Source organism: Gracilibacillus sp. D59 (genome assembly GCF_052246695.1).
Taxonomy (GTDB): Bacteria; Bacillota; Bacilli; order Bacillales; family Amphibacillaceae; genus Gracilibacillus.
This window is the reverse complement of record NZ_JBQQCK010000004.1, coordinates 318,130-333,600: the sequence shown is the minus strand read 5'-3', so window position 1 is coordinate 333,600 and position 15,471 is coordinate 318,130. Positions and strand designations below refer to the sequence as shown.

The 15,471-nt window shown below is 36.6% G+C and carries 10 protein-coding genes, 9 tRNA genes, 2 rRNA genes and 1 pseudogene; 20 read left to right on the top strand and 2 right to left on the bottom strand.

Annotated elements, in window-relative coordinates; translation table 11 throughout:
• From ACTWP4_RS09980 to glmS, 17 genes are all read left to right on the top strand, one after another.
• Positions 1 to 125 (top strand): 23S ribosomal RNA (locus ACTWP4_RS09980); the annotation flags it as partial.
• A gap of 71 nt (positions 126 to 196) precedes the next feature.
• Positions 197 to 313, top strand: a 5S ribosomal RNA gene (gene rrf, locus ACTWP4_RS09975).
• Positions 314 to 353: 40 nt separating this feature from the next.
• A tRNA-Asn gene (locus tag ACTWP4_RS09970) sits at positions 354 to 428 on the top strand.
• A 3-nt stretch (positions 429 to 431) separates the two neighbouring features.
• A tRNA-Thr gene (locus ACTWP4_RS09965) sits at positions 432 to 504 on the top strand.
• A gap of 28 nt (positions 505 to 532) precedes the next feature.
• Positions 533 to 607 (top strand) — tRNA-Glu (locus tag ACTWP4_RS09960).
• A gap of 3 nt (positions 608 to 610) precedes the next feature.
• Positions 611 to 686: transfer RNA gene (locus ACTWP4_RS09955), tRNA-Val, on the top strand.
• A 6-nt stretch (positions 687 to 692) separates the two neighbouring features.
• Positions 693 to 768 (top strand) — tRNA-Thr (locus tag ACTWP4_RS09950).
• Between the two features lie 24 nt (positions 769 to 792).
• Positions 793 to 878, top strand: a tRNA-Tyr gene (locus ACTWP4_RS09945).
• 58 nt (positions 879 to 936) lie between these two features.
• A tRNA-Gln gene (locus ACTWP4_RS09940) sits at positions 937 to 1,011 on the top strand.
• A gap of 36 nt (positions 1,012 to 1,047) precedes the next feature.
• Positions 1,048 to 1,123: transfer RNA gene (locus tag ACTWP4_RS09935), tRNA-Lys, on the top strand.
• 7 nt (positions 1,124 to 1,130) lie between these two features.
• Positions 1,131 to 1,206: transfer RNA gene (locus ACTWP4_RS09930), tRNA-Ala, on the top strand.
• A 386-nt stretch (positions 1,207 to 1,592) separates the two neighbouring features.
• Positions 1,593 to 2,156 (top strand): RNA polymerase sigma factor SigW, encoded by a 564-nt coding sequence (sigW, locus tag ACTWP4_RS09925; protein ID WP_443128614.1) that lies wholly within the window; start codon positions 1,593 to 1,595, stop codon positions 2,154 to 2,156.
• A gap of 14 nt (positions 2,157 to 2,170) precedes the next feature.
• Complete coding sequence (locus ACTWP4_RS09920) at positions 2,171 to 2,782, top strand: anti-sigma factor family protein (protein ID WP_443128607.1); 612 nt, start codon at positions 2,171 to 2,173, stop codon at positions 2,780 to 2,782.
• Between the two features lie 541 nt (positions 2,783 to 3,323).
• Positions 3,324 to 4,145 (top strand): diadenylate cyclase CdaA, encoded by an 822-nt coding sequence (cdaA, locus tag ACTWP4_RS09915; RefSeq protein WP_443128606.1) that lies wholly within the window; start codon positions 3,324 to 3,326, stop codon positions 4,143 to 4,145.
• The gene (locus ACTWP4_RS09910; protein WP_443128605.1) at positions 4,138 to 5,397 is read left to right on the top strand and encodes a CdaR family protein; all 1,260 of its coding nucleotides are present in this window, start codon (positions 4,138 to 4,140) and stop codon (positions 5,395 to 5,397) included. The genes cdaA and ACTWP4_RS09910 overlap by 8 nt, the downstream gene beginning before the upstream one ends.
• 44 nt (positions 5,398 to 5,441) lie before the next feature.
• A complete protein-coding gene (glmM, locus tag ACTWP4_RS09905; RefSeq protein ID WP_443128604.1) occupies positions 5,442 to 6,797 on the top strand; it encodes a phosphoglucosamine mutase in 1,356 nt (451 codons plus the stop codon).
• A gap of 446 nt (positions 6,798 to 7,243) precedes the next feature.
• Positions 7,244 to 9,046: a glutamine--fructose-6-phosphate transaminase (isomerizing) gene (gene glmS / locus ACTWP4_RS09900; protein WP_443128603.1), complete on the top strand. Its 1,803-nt coding sequence runs from the start codon at positions 7,244 to 7,246 to the stop codon at positions 9,044 to 9,046.
• Between the two features lie 1,233 nt (positions 9,047 to 10,279).
• Here the strand turns inward: glmS and ACTWP4_RS09895 are convergent.
• Together ACTWP4_RS09895 and ACTWP4_RS09890 are read right to left on the bottom strand one after the other, a co-directional pair.
• Positions 10,280 to 10,852, bottom strand: a complete 573-nt coding sequence (locus tag ACTWP4_RS09895) for a LysM peptidoglycan-binding domain-containing protein (protein WP_443128602.1) — start codon at positions 10,850 to 10,852, stop codon at positions 10,280 to 10,282.
• 326 nt (positions 10,853 to 11,178) lie between these two features.
• A pseudogene (locus tag ACTWP4_RS09890) lies at positions 11,179 to 11,313 on the bottom strand (integrase); the annotation flags it as partial.
• A gap of 1,139 nt (positions 11,314 to 12,452) precedes the next feature.
• Here ACTWP4_RS09890 and ACTWP4_RS09885 point away from each other — a divergent pair.
• From ACTWP4_RS09885 to ACTWP4_RS09875, 3 genes are all read left to right on the top strand, one after another.
• Positions 12,453 to 13,142, top strand: a complete 690-nt coding sequence (locus ACTWP4_RS09885) for a GntR family transcriptional regulator (protein WP_443128601.1) — start codon at positions 12,453 to 12,455, stop codon at positions 13,140 to 13,142.
• A gap of 791 nt (positions 13,143 to 13,933) precedes the next feature.
• Positions 13,934 to 14,959, top strand: a complete 1,026-nt coding sequence (locus ACTWP4_RS09880) for a C4-dicarboxylate TRAP transporter substrate-binding protein (RefSeq protein WP_443128600.1) — start codon at positions 13,934 to 13,936, stop codon at positions 14,957 to 14,959.
• 18 nt (positions 14,960 to 14,977) lie between these two features.
• On the top strand, positions 14,978 to 15,445 hold the full coding sequence (locus tag ACTWP4_RS09875) for a TRAP transporter small permease (protein WP_443128599.1): 468 nt from the start codon (positions 14,978 to 14,980) through the stop codon (positions 15,443 to 15,445).
• Positions 15,446 to 15,471 lie beyond the last annotated feature (26 nt).

Genomic DNA, 15,471 nt, shown 5'->3' with positions numbered 1-15,471 from the left:
AGATGAGACTTCCCATCTATTCGATAGAGTAAGATCCCTCAGAGACGATGAGGTAGATAGGTTCGAGGTGGAAGCATGGTGACATGTGTAGCTGACGAATACTAATCGATCGAGGACTTAACTATATCATTTGTTTGATCTTGTACTATCACTCTTATCTAGTTTTTAGGGTATATCCCTTTCATAACATACAAAGTCTGGTGGCGATAGCGGAGAGGTCACACCTGTTCCCATGCCGAACACAGTAGTTAAGCTCTCCAGCGCCCATGGTAGTTGGGGCTCGCGCCCCTGCAAGAGTAGGACGTTGCCAGGCTGAATTAAAACAGCTTTGAGAAGCATCAGTTGCAAAACATTCCACAGTAGCTCAGTGGTAGAGCAATCGGCTGTTAACCGATCGGTCGTAGGTTCGAATCCTACCTGTGGAGCCATTTGCTTCCATAGCTCAGTCGGTAGAGCACTTCCATGGTAAGGAAGGGGTCGCCGGTTCAAGTCCGGCTGGAAGCTCTGCTATTTTTGTGAGAATTAAAGTATTGGCCCGTTGGTCAAGTGGTTAAGACACCGCCCTTTCACGGCGGTAACACGGGTTCGAATCCCGTACGGGTCACCATTTGGAGGATTAGCTCAGCTGGGAGAGCACTTGCCTTACAAGCAAGGGGTCGCAGGTTCGAGCCCTGCATCCTCCACCATTTTGAGCCGGTCTAGCTCAATTGGTAGAGCAACTGACTTGTAATCAGTAGGTTGGGGGTTCAAGTCCTCTGGCCGGCACCAGGTAATTTCATAATATTTATGCATGGAGGGATAGCGAAGTTGGCCAAACGCGGCGGACTGTAAATCCGCTCCCATCGGGTTCGTAGGTTCGAGTCCTACTCCCTCCACCATTGTATAATAATTTTTAAAGTGTATATACTATTTTTTGTACACTTCATTTCATTTTGTTGGGCTATAGCCAAGCGGTAAGGCAACGGTTTTTGGTACCGTCATGCGCTGGTTCGAATCCAGCTAGCCCAGCCATTTTTTATGTGCAAAAAAATAATTACGAACTTATTAGAGCCATTAGCTCAGTTGGTAGAGCATCTGACTTTTAATCAGAGGGTCGGAGGTTCGAATCCTCCATGGCTCACCAGTTTTACGGGGCCTTAGCTCAGCTGGGAGAGCGCCTGCTTTGCACGCAGGAGGTCAGCGGTTCGATCCCGCTAGGCTCCACCATCTTAAAAGTATATAGTTATTACGAAGCGGTTTTCCGAAAATGATGGAAACGGCTTTTTTTAATGTCTTCGCATTTATATATAATCATTTTCATACATTTTACAGTTGAGGCAAGTAAGTATCTGGTAGAAGCGTGATAAAGGTCCTGTTATATATGTTTTATTATATAAATGATAATCCTCATCTCTAAAAGTCCTAGATTTATGGTAGTCAAACTACATTTTATGAGAAAAATTGTCATTTACCAACAAAAATATGTATTTTCTTGATATAATATCATTTGTTAGGAAAACGAAAAATTATGAAAAAAATTAAAATAAATGAAACTTTTCTTTGGGTTAACTCGTAATTAAAGTAACCGCAAATGTAGCGGAGGTAATTAGATGATTGAGGAAAAAATAAAACAAAATATAAAATTAGTTAAAAAGGGAGACCAATCAGCATTCGAAGACATTGTTGCCTATTATCAAAACAAAGTCTTTGCCATCTCTTATCGTATGATTGGAAATAAACAAGAGGCTGAAGATATAGCACAAGAAGCTTTTATTCGAGCATATCTTAATATCCAATCATTTGATGAAAATCGGAAATTCTCTACTTGGCTTTATCGAATTGCAACGAACTTAACAATAGATAGAATACGTAAGAAAAAGCCAGATTATTATCTTGATGCTGAAATAAAAGGAACAGAAGGGCTAAATTTACACGCACAATTACCCGCTGAACAAGCTCTTCCAGAAGAAGAAGTAGAAAGTTTAGAAATGCAAAGTTATATTCAAAATGAAATAATGCAACTCCCTGCAAAATATCGGAGTATCATTGCTTTACGATTTTTAGATGAGCTATCTCTTAAGGAAATAAGCGAAATATTAGAAATACCAGTGGGGACTGTCAAAACGAGAATCCACAGAGGAAGAGAAGCTCTTAGAAAAAGGCTTCGCCATGTTTAAGGGGTGTGAGAGAAATGAAATGTAATAAAGAAATTGTAGAATTAATGCATCAGTATTTAGATGGTGATATAACGAAAAACGATGAACAGCTGTTGCGCTCCCATTTACAATCATGTGAAGCTTGTCAAAAACATTTTCAAGAATTAAAAAGAACGGTAGCATTAGTGACAGCAAATATAGAACTAAAACCTTCAAAGGACTTCACAAGTAATGTAATGGCTGGTTTGCCTAAAGAGAAGAAGCGTACGACGGTGAAAAGATGGATGAAGTTACATCCAATGATAACAGCAGCTGCTATCTTCTTTATCTTTATGTTCAGTGGTATTTTATCTGCATGGAATCAAGAACAACAGCAATTAAGCTATCCTAAGGGTCAAAATTTAGTAGTAGAAAATGACACTGTTATCGTCCCGGAAGATGTTGTTATTGAAGATGATCTTGAGGTAAAAAATGCAAATGTGAAAGTTGAGGGAGAAGTCCAAGGTGATGTAATCCTAATTAACGGAGATAATTTATCAGCTTCTGCTGGTAAAATAGCAGGAGATATTAAAGAGGTAGATCAAGTATTTAATTGGATGTGGTATAAACTAAAAGGCCTAGTAGAAAGTGTTTTTAGTTTAAATTAACAACAAGGACAGTGATTCTTATTTTAAGAGTCACTGTTTTTAGGTAAAAACAGTATTTACTATGGTGTCTAGCTCTGAGCATACTAGTTATGATTCCTCTTCGGTCCAATCATTACATTTTTAAGAGGTTTTCTCTGCGTATTTCTTCCGTTCTTTCTGTAGAGAGTGTTATGTCATCGCTTAGGCAAAATACTGCGCTTTTACCCAAAGGGCATAAGTCAACATCTGTTCAAGCAAGCTTTTGAAGAGTATCCTATAAAGTTCCCTTGGAAAGGGAGTATTTTTCCGTAGCTAAGATCAAGCACTCATCATTAATAAGAATGGAAGAAAGTCGCCCTATGAAAATTTCCACAAGTTCGTAGTTTAATATCTAATGCGAATAAGGATTGGACGGTTTTTGACTGTTTTTTATTTCGTTAAATGCATGCATATAGAAAATACATCATTTAATTAAGGGTTATATGAAACATATGTTATAATAAAACATAATTACAAAATGAGATAAGGAAGAGGATTCAGATGGACATAAGGTTGTGTTTGCATGCTTAATGGTGACTTTAACGTACTAGATATTGTCAAAATCATCGTAGATATTGCCATCGTTTGGTATGTTTTATATAAATTACTAATGTTGATTCGTGGTACAAAAGCGATCCAATTATTGAAAGGTATCTTTGTTGTCATTATTATATATCTTGCTAGTGTGTTATTCGATTTAAGCACTGTACGTATGATTATTTGGCAAGTCATTATGTGGGGACCTTTAGGGATCATTATTTTATTCCAACCGGAATTAAGAAGAGCACTAGAACAGTTAGGAAGAGGAAGCTTTTTTTCTCGAAATACGACTTCCGAGGAGGAAGAACTTAACCAATCAATTGAAGCAATTATAGCTTCTTGTAAATACATGGCCAAAAGAAGAATCGGAGCTTTGATTACGATTGAACGCGATACAGCAATGGGTGATTATGTATCAACTGGTATTCCGATTAATGGGAATTTAACCAATCAATTGTTAACGAATATATTTATTCCAAATACGCCTTTGCATGATGGAGCTGTTATCATCAGTCGAGATGAAATCGTGGCGGCGGCATGTTATTTACCATTGTCCGAAAGTCCTTTTATATCGAAAGAATTGGGAACACGTCACAGAGCAGCACTAGGTATTAGTGAGGTAACAGATGCCATTACGATAATTGTATCAGAGGAAACTGGTAATATATCGTGTACCAAAAATGGTGAGTTGCACCGCAATTTAACGACGGAACAATTAGCAGAAATCTTAGAAACCGAATTAGTGAAGAAATTTAAAACCTCAACGACGAAGGCATGGAATTGGAGGGGTAAAAAAAATGAATAAGTGGTTGGAAAAACCGTGGGTTATAAGAGTGGTTGCTTTGATACTTTCCGTCTTGCTTTTTGTTGTCGTTGCATTTGATGAGAATGTGTATGATAATGACGATGGATTTGAATTGTCATTTGGTACTAATAACGAAACACAGACGATGGATGATGTACCTGTTCAAACACAAATTGATCAAGACAAATATGTTGTGAGTGGAGTACCGGAAACCGTTTCAGTTACCTTGCAAGGATCGGTTAGTTCGGTAACCTCAACTGTATTACAGCGCAATTTTGATGTATATGTATCTCTTGAAGATTTAGGCACTGGTACACATACGGTACCTCTTGAATACTCGGGTATTGCAGACAGACTCAATGTTTACATTGAACCACAAGAAGTGGAAGTAACGATTGAGGAAAGAGCGAGTCAGGAATTTAATGTTACGATAGATACGGTGAATAGAGACAAAGTCGAAGAAGGATATGAAGTTGCTAATGTCTATGCTGATCCTGAACAAGTAGTGGTTACTAGTTCAAAAAGCATTGTAGATAAAATCGAGATAGTAAAAGGCTTTGTAGATGTCAGTGGTTTCAGTGAATCACAGACACTCGAAAATGTTCCTGTAAAGGTGTACGATAGTCAAGGAAATGAGTTAAATGTAAGAATCGATCCACCAACAGTTGATGTGTCTGTAGAAATGAAAAATCCTAATAAGACTGTCCCGATATCCATCAAAACGGAGAATGAAGCACCAGAGGATGTTCGTGTCACTTCGATGGAATTAGAAACAAAAGAAGTGCAAGTATTTGCTGATGAAAGTTATTTAGATCAATTAGAAGAAATTGCTACAGAACCTATTGATTTAAGTCAAATCACTGAAAGCGGCACGATAGATGTGCCCTTAGAAATACCTAAAGATGTTCGAAAAGTAAATAGTGAGACAGTCAAAGTTAATGTAAATGTAGAAACAATTGAAGAAGAAACAATTGAAGATGTCACAATTGATTATGGCAATGAAGTAGACGAGCAGTCTGTTACATTTATCGAGCCAGATACAAATAGTATGAATATCACCATGAGAGGCTTTCCGTCTGATTTAGAAAAAGTAGCAGAAGCTGATCTCCAATTAACAATTGATATTGGAGATCGTGCTCCTGGTGAGCATCAGCTTCCAGTAGAACTCATCACTCCTGAAGGTCTACCAGAAGGAGTAGCATTTGAATTGGAATATGAGCAAGTGACAGTAAACATCGAACAAGAAGAATAATACATAATAACCGGAATGATTTGGATAAAGGAGAGATTTTGAAAATGGGAAAATATTTTGGAACGGATGGCGTTCGTGGTGTAGCCAATAAAGATCTAACACCTGAATTAGCATTCAAACTTGGACGATATGGTGGATATGTATTAACCAAAGAAGCTAACAAACCTAAGGTATTAATAGGTCGTGATACACGAATTTCAGGGAATATGTTGGAAGGAGCATTAGTTGCTGGCCTTCTTTCGATTGGAGCTGAAGTAATGCGACTAGGTGTTATTTCAACCCCAGGTGTCGCTTATTTAGCAAAAGTAATGAATGCCCAAGCAGGTGTAATGATCTCTGCTTCTCACAATCCAGTTGAAGATAATGGGATTAAATTCTTTGGATCTGATGGTTTCAAGTTATCGGATGAACAAGAAGCAGAAATTGAGGCTTTATTGGATATGGAAACAGATGATCTACCACGACCAGTTGGAGCAGATGTTGGTCAGGTAAATGATTACCTAGAGGGTGGACAGAAATATATCCAATATTTAAAAGAAACGATTGATAATGAATTCGATGGCCTACATATTGCATTAGATTGTTCACATGGAGCAACATCAGGGCTTGCATCACACCTTTTTGCAGATTTAGAGGCAGACATTTCAACAATTGGTTCATCACCTAATGGATTAAATATTAATGATGGTGTCGGATCTACTCATCCAGAGAAACTACAAGCGCTAGTGGTAGAAAAAGGTGCTGATATAGGTCTAGCCTTTGATGGTGATGGAGACCGATTAATTGCTGTCGACGAAAAAGGAAATATTGTAGATGGCGATCAAATTATGTTTATTATCGGAAACTATTTAAATCAACAAGGGATCTTGCGTCATGCCACGGTTGTGTCTACGGTAATGAGTAATATTGGTTTTTACAAAGCGTTAGAAGCAAACGGAATGAAAAGCAATAAAACAGCCGTTGGGGACCGTTACGTAATGGAGGAAATGCGCAAGGGTGGTTATAACCTTGGTGGAGAACAATCTGGTCACATCATTTTCTTAGATTATACGACTACCGGTGATGGGATGTTATCTGCATTACAACTCGTAAATGTAATGAGAGAGACAGATAAGCCGTTATCAGAATTAGCAGGCGAAATGGAGAAATTCCCGCAAGTACTTAAGAATGTTCGTGTAGTCAAGAAAAATGAAGTGATGACAAATCAAACCGTACTGGACGCCATTGATAAAGTTGAAGCAGATATGGGTGATCAGGGTCGTGTTTTAGTACGTCCATCCGGAACAGAACCATTAGTAAGGGTTATGGTGGAAGCACCAACATTAGAAGACTGTAACAATTATGTAGATGAAGTTGTAGAAGTAATCCAGAAAGTAATGGGAATGGAAGATCAAGAATAATTAGTGAAGTTATGGGGAACCCCCATAACTTCATTTTTTATCACTAATATTATAAACAGCGCATAGAAATGTAGTAGATCTTTTAACAATAATTATTGCTTTAAAAGATCTTTTCAAGTAAAATAAAAGAGTCGTTTTTGATAACGACTGACTCAAGAATAGAAAGGAGCATAGTAGGAAATATATCTTTAAAGCGCCAGGGCTATGATGAACGAAATAATTCATAGCTGACGAGGTGGAGGATTATCGAGGGTGATCGGCGGATACCTCCCGGTTGTACATCTCAACCGATATGTTTTTATTCGAAAACAAGAAGGCAACTTTTTGTACAAGAATAAAAACAAGATGAACGAAACAAACACGAGAAAGGGGCAGATAGACGCCCCTTGTAACAATCAATTCAATGGTCGTTTGTTTGCCCCTTATTATAAGGAGGAAACAACGCTATGTGCGGTATTGTAGGATTTATTGGAGCAAATGATTCAAAGGAAATTTTATTAACAGGATTAGAGAAATTGGAGTATCGCGGATATGATTCTGCAGGTATTGCTTTATTAAATGATAACGGCGTAAATGTGACAAAAGTAAAAGGGAGAATTGCAGCGTTACGTGACAAGGTAGATCAAGATGTGACGGCGACAATGGGGATCGGACACACTCGTTGGGCAACACACGGTGAGCCAAGTGAAGACAATGCACACCCTCACCAAAGTGGATCAGGCCGTTTTACATTAGTTCATAACGGTGTAATCGAGAATTACAATGAGATTCGAGATGAATATTTAGTAGGCGTTACATTAAAAAGTGAAACAGATACAGAGATCGTCGTGCAGTTAATTGAACAACTCGCTAAGGAGACGAATGATGTATTAAGTGGCTTCCGTAAAGCTTTATCTGTTCTTAAAGGATCTTATGCCCTTGCTTTAATTGACAATCAAAATCCTGATCTTATTTATGTTGCCAAAAATAAAAGTCCGTTACTGATCGGTTTAGGTAATGGTTTTAATGTCGTAGCAAGTGATGCGATGGCAACATTAAAAGAAACGAATCGTTATGTAGAAATTGAAGACAAAGAGGTAGTATTAGTTCAACGTGACCGTGTGGAAATCCAGAAGTTAGATGGAACAGTTGTAGAGCGTGAAGCTTATGTAGCTGAAATCGATGCTTCTGATACAGAAAAAGGAACCTATCCACACTTTATGTTAAAAGAAATTGATGAACAGCCATTTGTTATCCGTAAAATCATTCAAGAGTATCAAGATAAAAACGATACAATAAAATTAGATAAAGATATCCGTAAAGCGATGAAGAAAGCGGATCGTATCTATATTATTGCAGCGGGAACAAGTTATCATGCTGGATTAGTCGGTAAACAATTTATTGAGAAGTTGGCTAATATCCCTGTTGAAGTGCATATTGCAAGTGAGTTCTCTTATAATATGCCTATGTTATCTGAAAATCCATTATTTATTTTCATTTCACAAAGCGGGGAAACAGCTGATAGCCGTTCGGTATTAGTACAAACAAAAGCTTTAGGGCACCCGGCATTAACGATTACTAATGTGCCTGGTTCAACCCTTTCTCGTGAAGCAGACTATACTTTGCATTTACATGCAGGTCCAGAAATTGCAGTAGCATCAACAAAAGCATATACAGCCCAAATTGCTGTATTAGCGATTTTAGCAGTAGATAGTGCCAGAGCAAAAGGTATTGATTTATCGTTTGATCCACTTCAGGAATTAGGTATTGTATCAAGTGCGATGGAAACTTTAACAGATCAAAAAGAAGAATTTGAGCGTATTGCAAAAGCCATGTTTGAAACAACAAGAAATGCCTTCTTTATTGGTCGTGGCGTGGACTATTTCGTTGTTCAGGAAGCGGCATTGAAATTAAAAGAAATTTCTTATATTCAAGCGGAAGGCTTCGCTGGTGGAGAGTTAAAGCATGGTACGATTGCTCTAATAGAAGATGGAACACCGGTTATAGCTATCTCAACTCAAGAAAATGTGAACCTATCAATTCGCGGTAACGTACAGGAAGTAGCAGCTCGTGGAGCTAACACATGTGTTGTAAGTATGAAAGGTCTAGAAAATGATAGTGACCAATTCGTCTTACCACAAGTTCATGAACTATTAACACCATTAGTAAGTGTTGTTCCGATGCAACTGCTAGCCTACTATGCAGCACTTCACCGTGATTGTGATGTTGATAAGCCAAGAAACTTAGCGAAATCTGTGACGGTTGAGTAAACCATACAGAATATGCCTTTTGATGGGTTGTTAAGAACAAAGAAAGACGGGAAGTTGCAAAGAAAGATGGGAAGTTTTACAAAGATAAATGGAAAATGACAAAAAAGATGGTAAGTCACAACGTATTCAAGCATCGGCCGAAGGGCCGATGCTTTTTATGTTTATTTTTAAGTAATAATACTTTTAAAAAATATATTACTTAACTGTCCCAATCAACAAATATCGACGCTTAAATAAAAATAGCGTTCCTTAAAGAATAAAATATTTCCCAAACCGAAGGTTTTGCCGAAGAATTTCATCATACCTTCGGTCTTTTTTATGCCTGAAAAAGAAGGGGGAAAAGAGCGAGTAAAGCAGGAGTTAAAGAGTGAAGAAAAGCAGGATAAAGCAAGAACTAACAGGTTTTAAAGGGTGAAAAAGAGTGAGAAAAGGAAGCGGAAATGCATGAGAAAAAGCAGTAAAAGAAGCCCTAACCCCTTAAACCTTATCTAGAATATGGAGCTTTTGGGTTAATTCAAAGTGTGTCTTAGTCCATAACATTCCCGTTTTGACAAGCTTATGCTTTATTTTGGAAGCATCTTAATTGTACTAGAAAAAGAAATTAATTTTTTTTACAATAGCGAGAATATTTTGGGTGACTTTAATATTGTGCAGTACAACAATTCTGCACAGTAGACCTATACTGTGCAGCAAAGAACTTCATCATTAGGGGACTTTTTGAAACAATGGGTTTAATGTCGCAGGTTAGTAAAAAAGAGATGTTAATGTTTACAACATCTCCTTTACTTATAATTTCTTGTGATTTTAAGACTCTAATTTATATTTTTAGATATGACAGAAAGGGATGCTATAGTGGAAGGGCGGGGATTGATTCTGTACAAGGTAAACACTACTACATCCTTATGTCTGCGATCACCACTCAAACCACGTCGAGTGTGTTGCGTTTAACGGATTTAGAAGATTTTATGTCCCCTCACCGGAAGGCTTGGGATTTTATGTGAAAAGAAAGTAATATTCTTACTGGGGCAGAGATCAAGAAATTTATATCTTATGAAAATGAGCGTATTAGCGATACGTTAGTGCTTCTGTACTTATTTCAATTCTCTCTGTGAGTTTAATCCTAAAGCTGGCGGACCAGTTTTTTCGTAGACCTGGTGCATTTTGAAAACAAATGCAAGGAGCTGCCTCTCAGTCACACATGACGAAGGACAGCTCCTTTTGTTTCTATTGATTTTATTGACAACTTCCAAGAAGAATTATACCTTCTAAGACAGGAGCACCTGAAGTGCCGGCCAACGAATTAATAGGGCGTACTAACACACGCGAGTTTGGCGTAACGGTTGCAGCGGTAGGAAGTTCTATTCGAGATGACCAAGTAGGTGGGTCTTCGGGGGTAGCAAATAACTGGTTTCTAAAGCTTCCAGTCCCGAGAATAATAATTTCACCTGTATACTTGTCAAAATCACCGAAAACTTGAGGTTGCGGTAAGGTTGCCATAATGCTTACAGCCTGACCTCCCCTTGGACCAAAATTCACATAAGCTACGCCGCCTGTACCGAATGGCGCCCTCCTTCTGGGCTGTAAAGACGTACAGCACGGGTAAGGGATTAAACCCGGAACACAGAGAATGTCACCGGGGAATAATACATTAGGATTTGGAATATGGGGATTGTTGACTGCAAGTGCTTCTATTCTTACTCTAAACATCTGCGCAATGGTATAAAACGTGTCACCTGGAATTACGGTATACCGACCCAAAAACCCCTGTGGACAGTTTCCTGGTATTCTCGCTCGTTGTCTATACATAAATACTGCCTCCCATTGTAGAAACCTTATTTTATGGTATGTGGTAAGGTTTAAAATGGGTATGATTTTTTGAATCATGAATTAATTATCATCAACTTTTTTATATTGGAGACTCATGTTTGTAACAACGACACTAAGTATATACAGAAAAATAATGGTGGTTACGCAACCCTTACGGATAAAAGTAACAGATTCATTTTGCTGCGTAGTACAAATATACTGCGCAACAACGGATTACAGGTTTTGTTAAAGAATTGGTTTGACAGGTACCCTATATAAAAGATGTATAAGGTATCTTATATAATAGTTTTAAAACCTATATCAAACTAAAAGTATTTTCTATAAAATTCTTTTCGCAGTTTCCCACTCAACTGAGCATAGATAAGAGTAGTTTCACTCTATTCATGCTCAAGTAAACTCTGTATAACATCAAGAGGAGCGCCGTTATTATAACTATGGCGCTTATGGAGAGCTCTCTATAAGCACCATATGTGGAGTCAGGGATAATGGGGAGTATAGCCAAACTGAATAGGTGTTGCGTGTGTCTAATTAAAAATCACTCCTCTTAATAATCCATCAACCTATCTATTCACACGTTGAATTCAACCAATTCATTAAATCCCCATCTTCGTCCTTTTTGATATAGAATCCGGGTGAATCAACTCAATAGCTTTTCTGTTCTTTTCATTTCACTATCCGCTCTCGCAGGCACTTCCGTGTTGAGCAGTCTAAATCCCTCAAAAAATCACTCAAATATAGCATTTTTTTATTAGACTAAGTTCTTTTTATCTCAAGCGAAGTAGACTCTTAATAATACCCAAATTATAAGGATGAATTCTAAAAGATGTTGTGGGAAAAGTTTAGAAATACCGTGGTCAAGGAAAAATATATCTTTATCTTTCTTTAAATAAAAAGAGGTTAGATAGGAGGAACGCCCAATATCTATCCAACTTCTACAGTCTCATATTTCTTTAACTCTGATTCTTTTCGTTTTTTTATAACAATTCTATAAATGAATAGTACCGCAATCAATAAAACTCCTGTAATCACGTAGAATGGTTGATATCCGAAGAGAGTTGCTATTAGTTCAAGTATATATGATCCAGTGGCTACGCCGGTATCAAAAAAAGTGAACTTCCAAAATAAGGAAATATCTCAGGCTTCTAAGTAATGAAGTTATATATTTAATGTTGTAATGAAATTCATCAAATAGTAAGAATAAGAAGAACGTCTAACGCTTAGATGTATGACTAAAACCTCCTCCTCATCATAAACAAAAAGTTTATGAGTGTGTCACCTGATCAACACAGAGGCTAGCAGACATCTTGGATTGATACCATTTTATTAAATCAAGAATAAGAAATCTATGCAAGACTGAATTTATTTAGACTATTAATTAATTGGACAATAATCCCAAGTAGAACCACAGCATTAATCATAATTTCAATTCTTAATTGTATCTTACTAATTCAGGTTAGACTCAATATTGATATATATTTGGCTAGTGTTGTTGGAAAAATAAGAATTTTTAAAAAATAATTGCATACTAGTATGGTTATATGATAACATACTAGTATGCAAGCTTGAGGAGCTGAATTGAATGTTAAATATCGATCTAAAAAAGAATGTAAACTACTCTACAAGAGATCGTATTTATGAGTTTTTAAGAAAGAGTATAATTTCTCTAGAATTGGAACCTGGAAAAAATATCTCAGAGAAAGAAATATCTGGAATGCTAAATGTAAGTAGAACTCCTGTAAGAGAAGCCTTTGCAAGATTATCACAGGAAGAACTTCTTGAGGTGTACCCTCAAAGAGGTACTTTTATTTCTCTAATAGATTTGAACCAAGTTGAACAATCAAGATTTATTAGAGAACATCTAGAACGAGCGGCCGTAAGGGTTGCCTGCGAAAATTTCCCCGAAGAATATCTTCTCCAACTAGAACTCAACTTTAGTCAACAGCAACAGTGTTTCGCAGAACAAAATCACACAAAACTTTTTGAATTAGATGAAGAATTCCATCACATTATTACATTAGGTAGTGGAAAAGAGAAAATCTGGAACATTATTCAAACCATGAATGCACACTTAAATCGAGTAAGGATGTTAAGCTTGGCTGCTCATCACAATTGGGCGTCAAATCTATTTCAACATTCACAAATTATAGAAGCTATTAAGAACAAGCAGCCTGACTTTGCTGAACAGATAATGGAAAAACATCTGAAAAAATTAGCATTTGAGCAAGAAAAACTTAAAAATGATTACAGTCACTATTTTAATGGTTTTTGAACTTGATAAAAATGTAGTCTAGATTGTTTCTAGACTACTAAAAGTAAGAATTTAATGAATACAGCAAGAATGAGCGGCCGAAAGGGTTGCCTGTGAAATTACTCCAAGGTATCTTCTCCAACTTGAATAAACTTCAGCCACCAACAACAGTGTCGTGTAGAACAAAATTACACAAAATACTTCATTACTCAGATTGAGATTTAAACACCTCTGTACAGCTTTGCTACTGATCATAATAAATTAGAATATCTGAAAGCGATAATTAAGAGTGATTATAGCTAATAGTATATGTTCATGAATGTGATGAAAGCGCTTTATTATGTAGATGTACGTTTCAATAATTATTATAAATTAAAATATATAGGATTACATCAAGAAAACAAGCGGCTGTAAAGATTCTCCAAAGATTATCTTATCCAACTAGAAATACACTTCAATCACTAACAACAGTGTTTTATCCAACAGAAACTACACAAATTCTATTTCATCATGACAAGCGAATTTAGAAAGTATGCACAATATAAAGCAGTTAGTGCGCATTTAAAAACAAGGATGATACCTTATTTTCTATTCACATTTGGTTTTATTTTTTAACATTTGTAAGTTATTGAAGTTAAACAAACAGTATGAATACCTATGGTTGAGTAACCGATGAACATCTAAATATGTCATTTGGTAAAGATAGACTAATTAATTCAAGAGTCAAACTGATTTTAAATTGATTGAAACACATTATTGTTGTAAATGTAGTTTTTCTACATTTATATAAAAAATTAAGGGGTGGGGTTAAATTGAGAAAGAAACAAAGTTTCATTTTAATTATTTTGTGTGTTGTTTCTATGTTGGTCGTAAGTGCTTGTAGTCAAGAGTCAACAGGTGGAGAAGGAGAGTCTAATGGAAATGATGATAAAGTATACAAACTGAAAATTGGAACTGCTCTTACCGATTCAGATCCTATTTATCAAGGGTTAGTTGACTTTAAGGAACAAGTTAGTGAAAGAACAGATGGAAAAGTAGAGTTCGAGATTTTTGGAAGCGGTTCCTTAGGTGAAGATAACGACCTTCTCGAACAAGCAAAGGTAGGTACAAATGTTGCTGTACTCGTAGATTCTGGGCGCTTGGCAGATATGGTACCCGAAATAGGAATTCTAGCAGCTCCTTATATTGTGAACAACTTTGATGAGGCAAATAAAGTTGCAAAATCAGACTTATTTAAAGAGTGGTCTGATAAATTGGCAGAAGAGCATAACTTAAAAATATTATCATTTAATTGGTATCAAGGAGAGCGTCATATTTTAGCGAATAAACCTGTAATGACACCGGAAGACCTTAAGGGTGTTAAGCTTAGAACTCCAGATGCTCCTATCTGGTTGGAAACGATGAAGTCAATGGGAGCAACTCCTGCTGGAATGGCATGGTCAGAAGTTTATCCGGCTATCCAACAAGGGGTTATAGACGGTGCAGAAGCACAGCACCCAGCTACCTATGGAGCTAAACTATACGAAGTTATTAGTGATATTTCTAAAACTAGACACTTTCAATTAATCACTGGCCTTGTAACAAGTGATCAATGGATGAAAGACCTACCAAAAGGATATCAAGAAATTATTCTTGAAGAAGCTTTAAAAGCAGGGGAAAAGGCGTCTCATAATACAGAAGATATGCTAGCAGATTTTGAGCAGAAAATGATAGATGAAGGTGTAGAAGTTCATGAAGTAGACGTTGAGCCATTTAAGAAAAGTACTGAAGCAGTTTACGATAAGTTTGATGGCTATCAAGAATTACGTGAAGAGATCCAAACAATCATCCAGGAGTAAAGAGAGTGATGTAAATTGATGGATAAAATAGCTCGCTATTATGTCAAAATAGAAAATTTTATTACAAATATATTAATGTTTGGTGTAGTAGTGTTTGTATTTATAGCTGCTGTCATGCGATGGGTTGGATACCCCATCGTATGGTCAGTAGAATTTGCACAATTTTTATTTGTATGGGTTATATTTCTAGGGGCAAACAGGGCGTTACGTAATAATAAACATATAGGTGTTGACTTTTTCACAAAAAGAATGCCAGAAAAAGTAAGAAATATTGTGCAAATTTTTACTATGTTCACCATAATTGTTTTTTTGGTTTATGTTGGTATTTTCGGTATTCTACTTAGTATTGAAAATTCAGCAAGATCAATTGGTAATCTGTCTTTAAGTTATTCTTTAATAACAGTTGCTGCACCTATTGGGTGTTTACTAATGGTCATAACTATTTTACTTAAGATAAAGGAATTGCTCCTCACTCTAAAAGGCTAAATTTCAAAAACGAAAAGGGGTCAAAA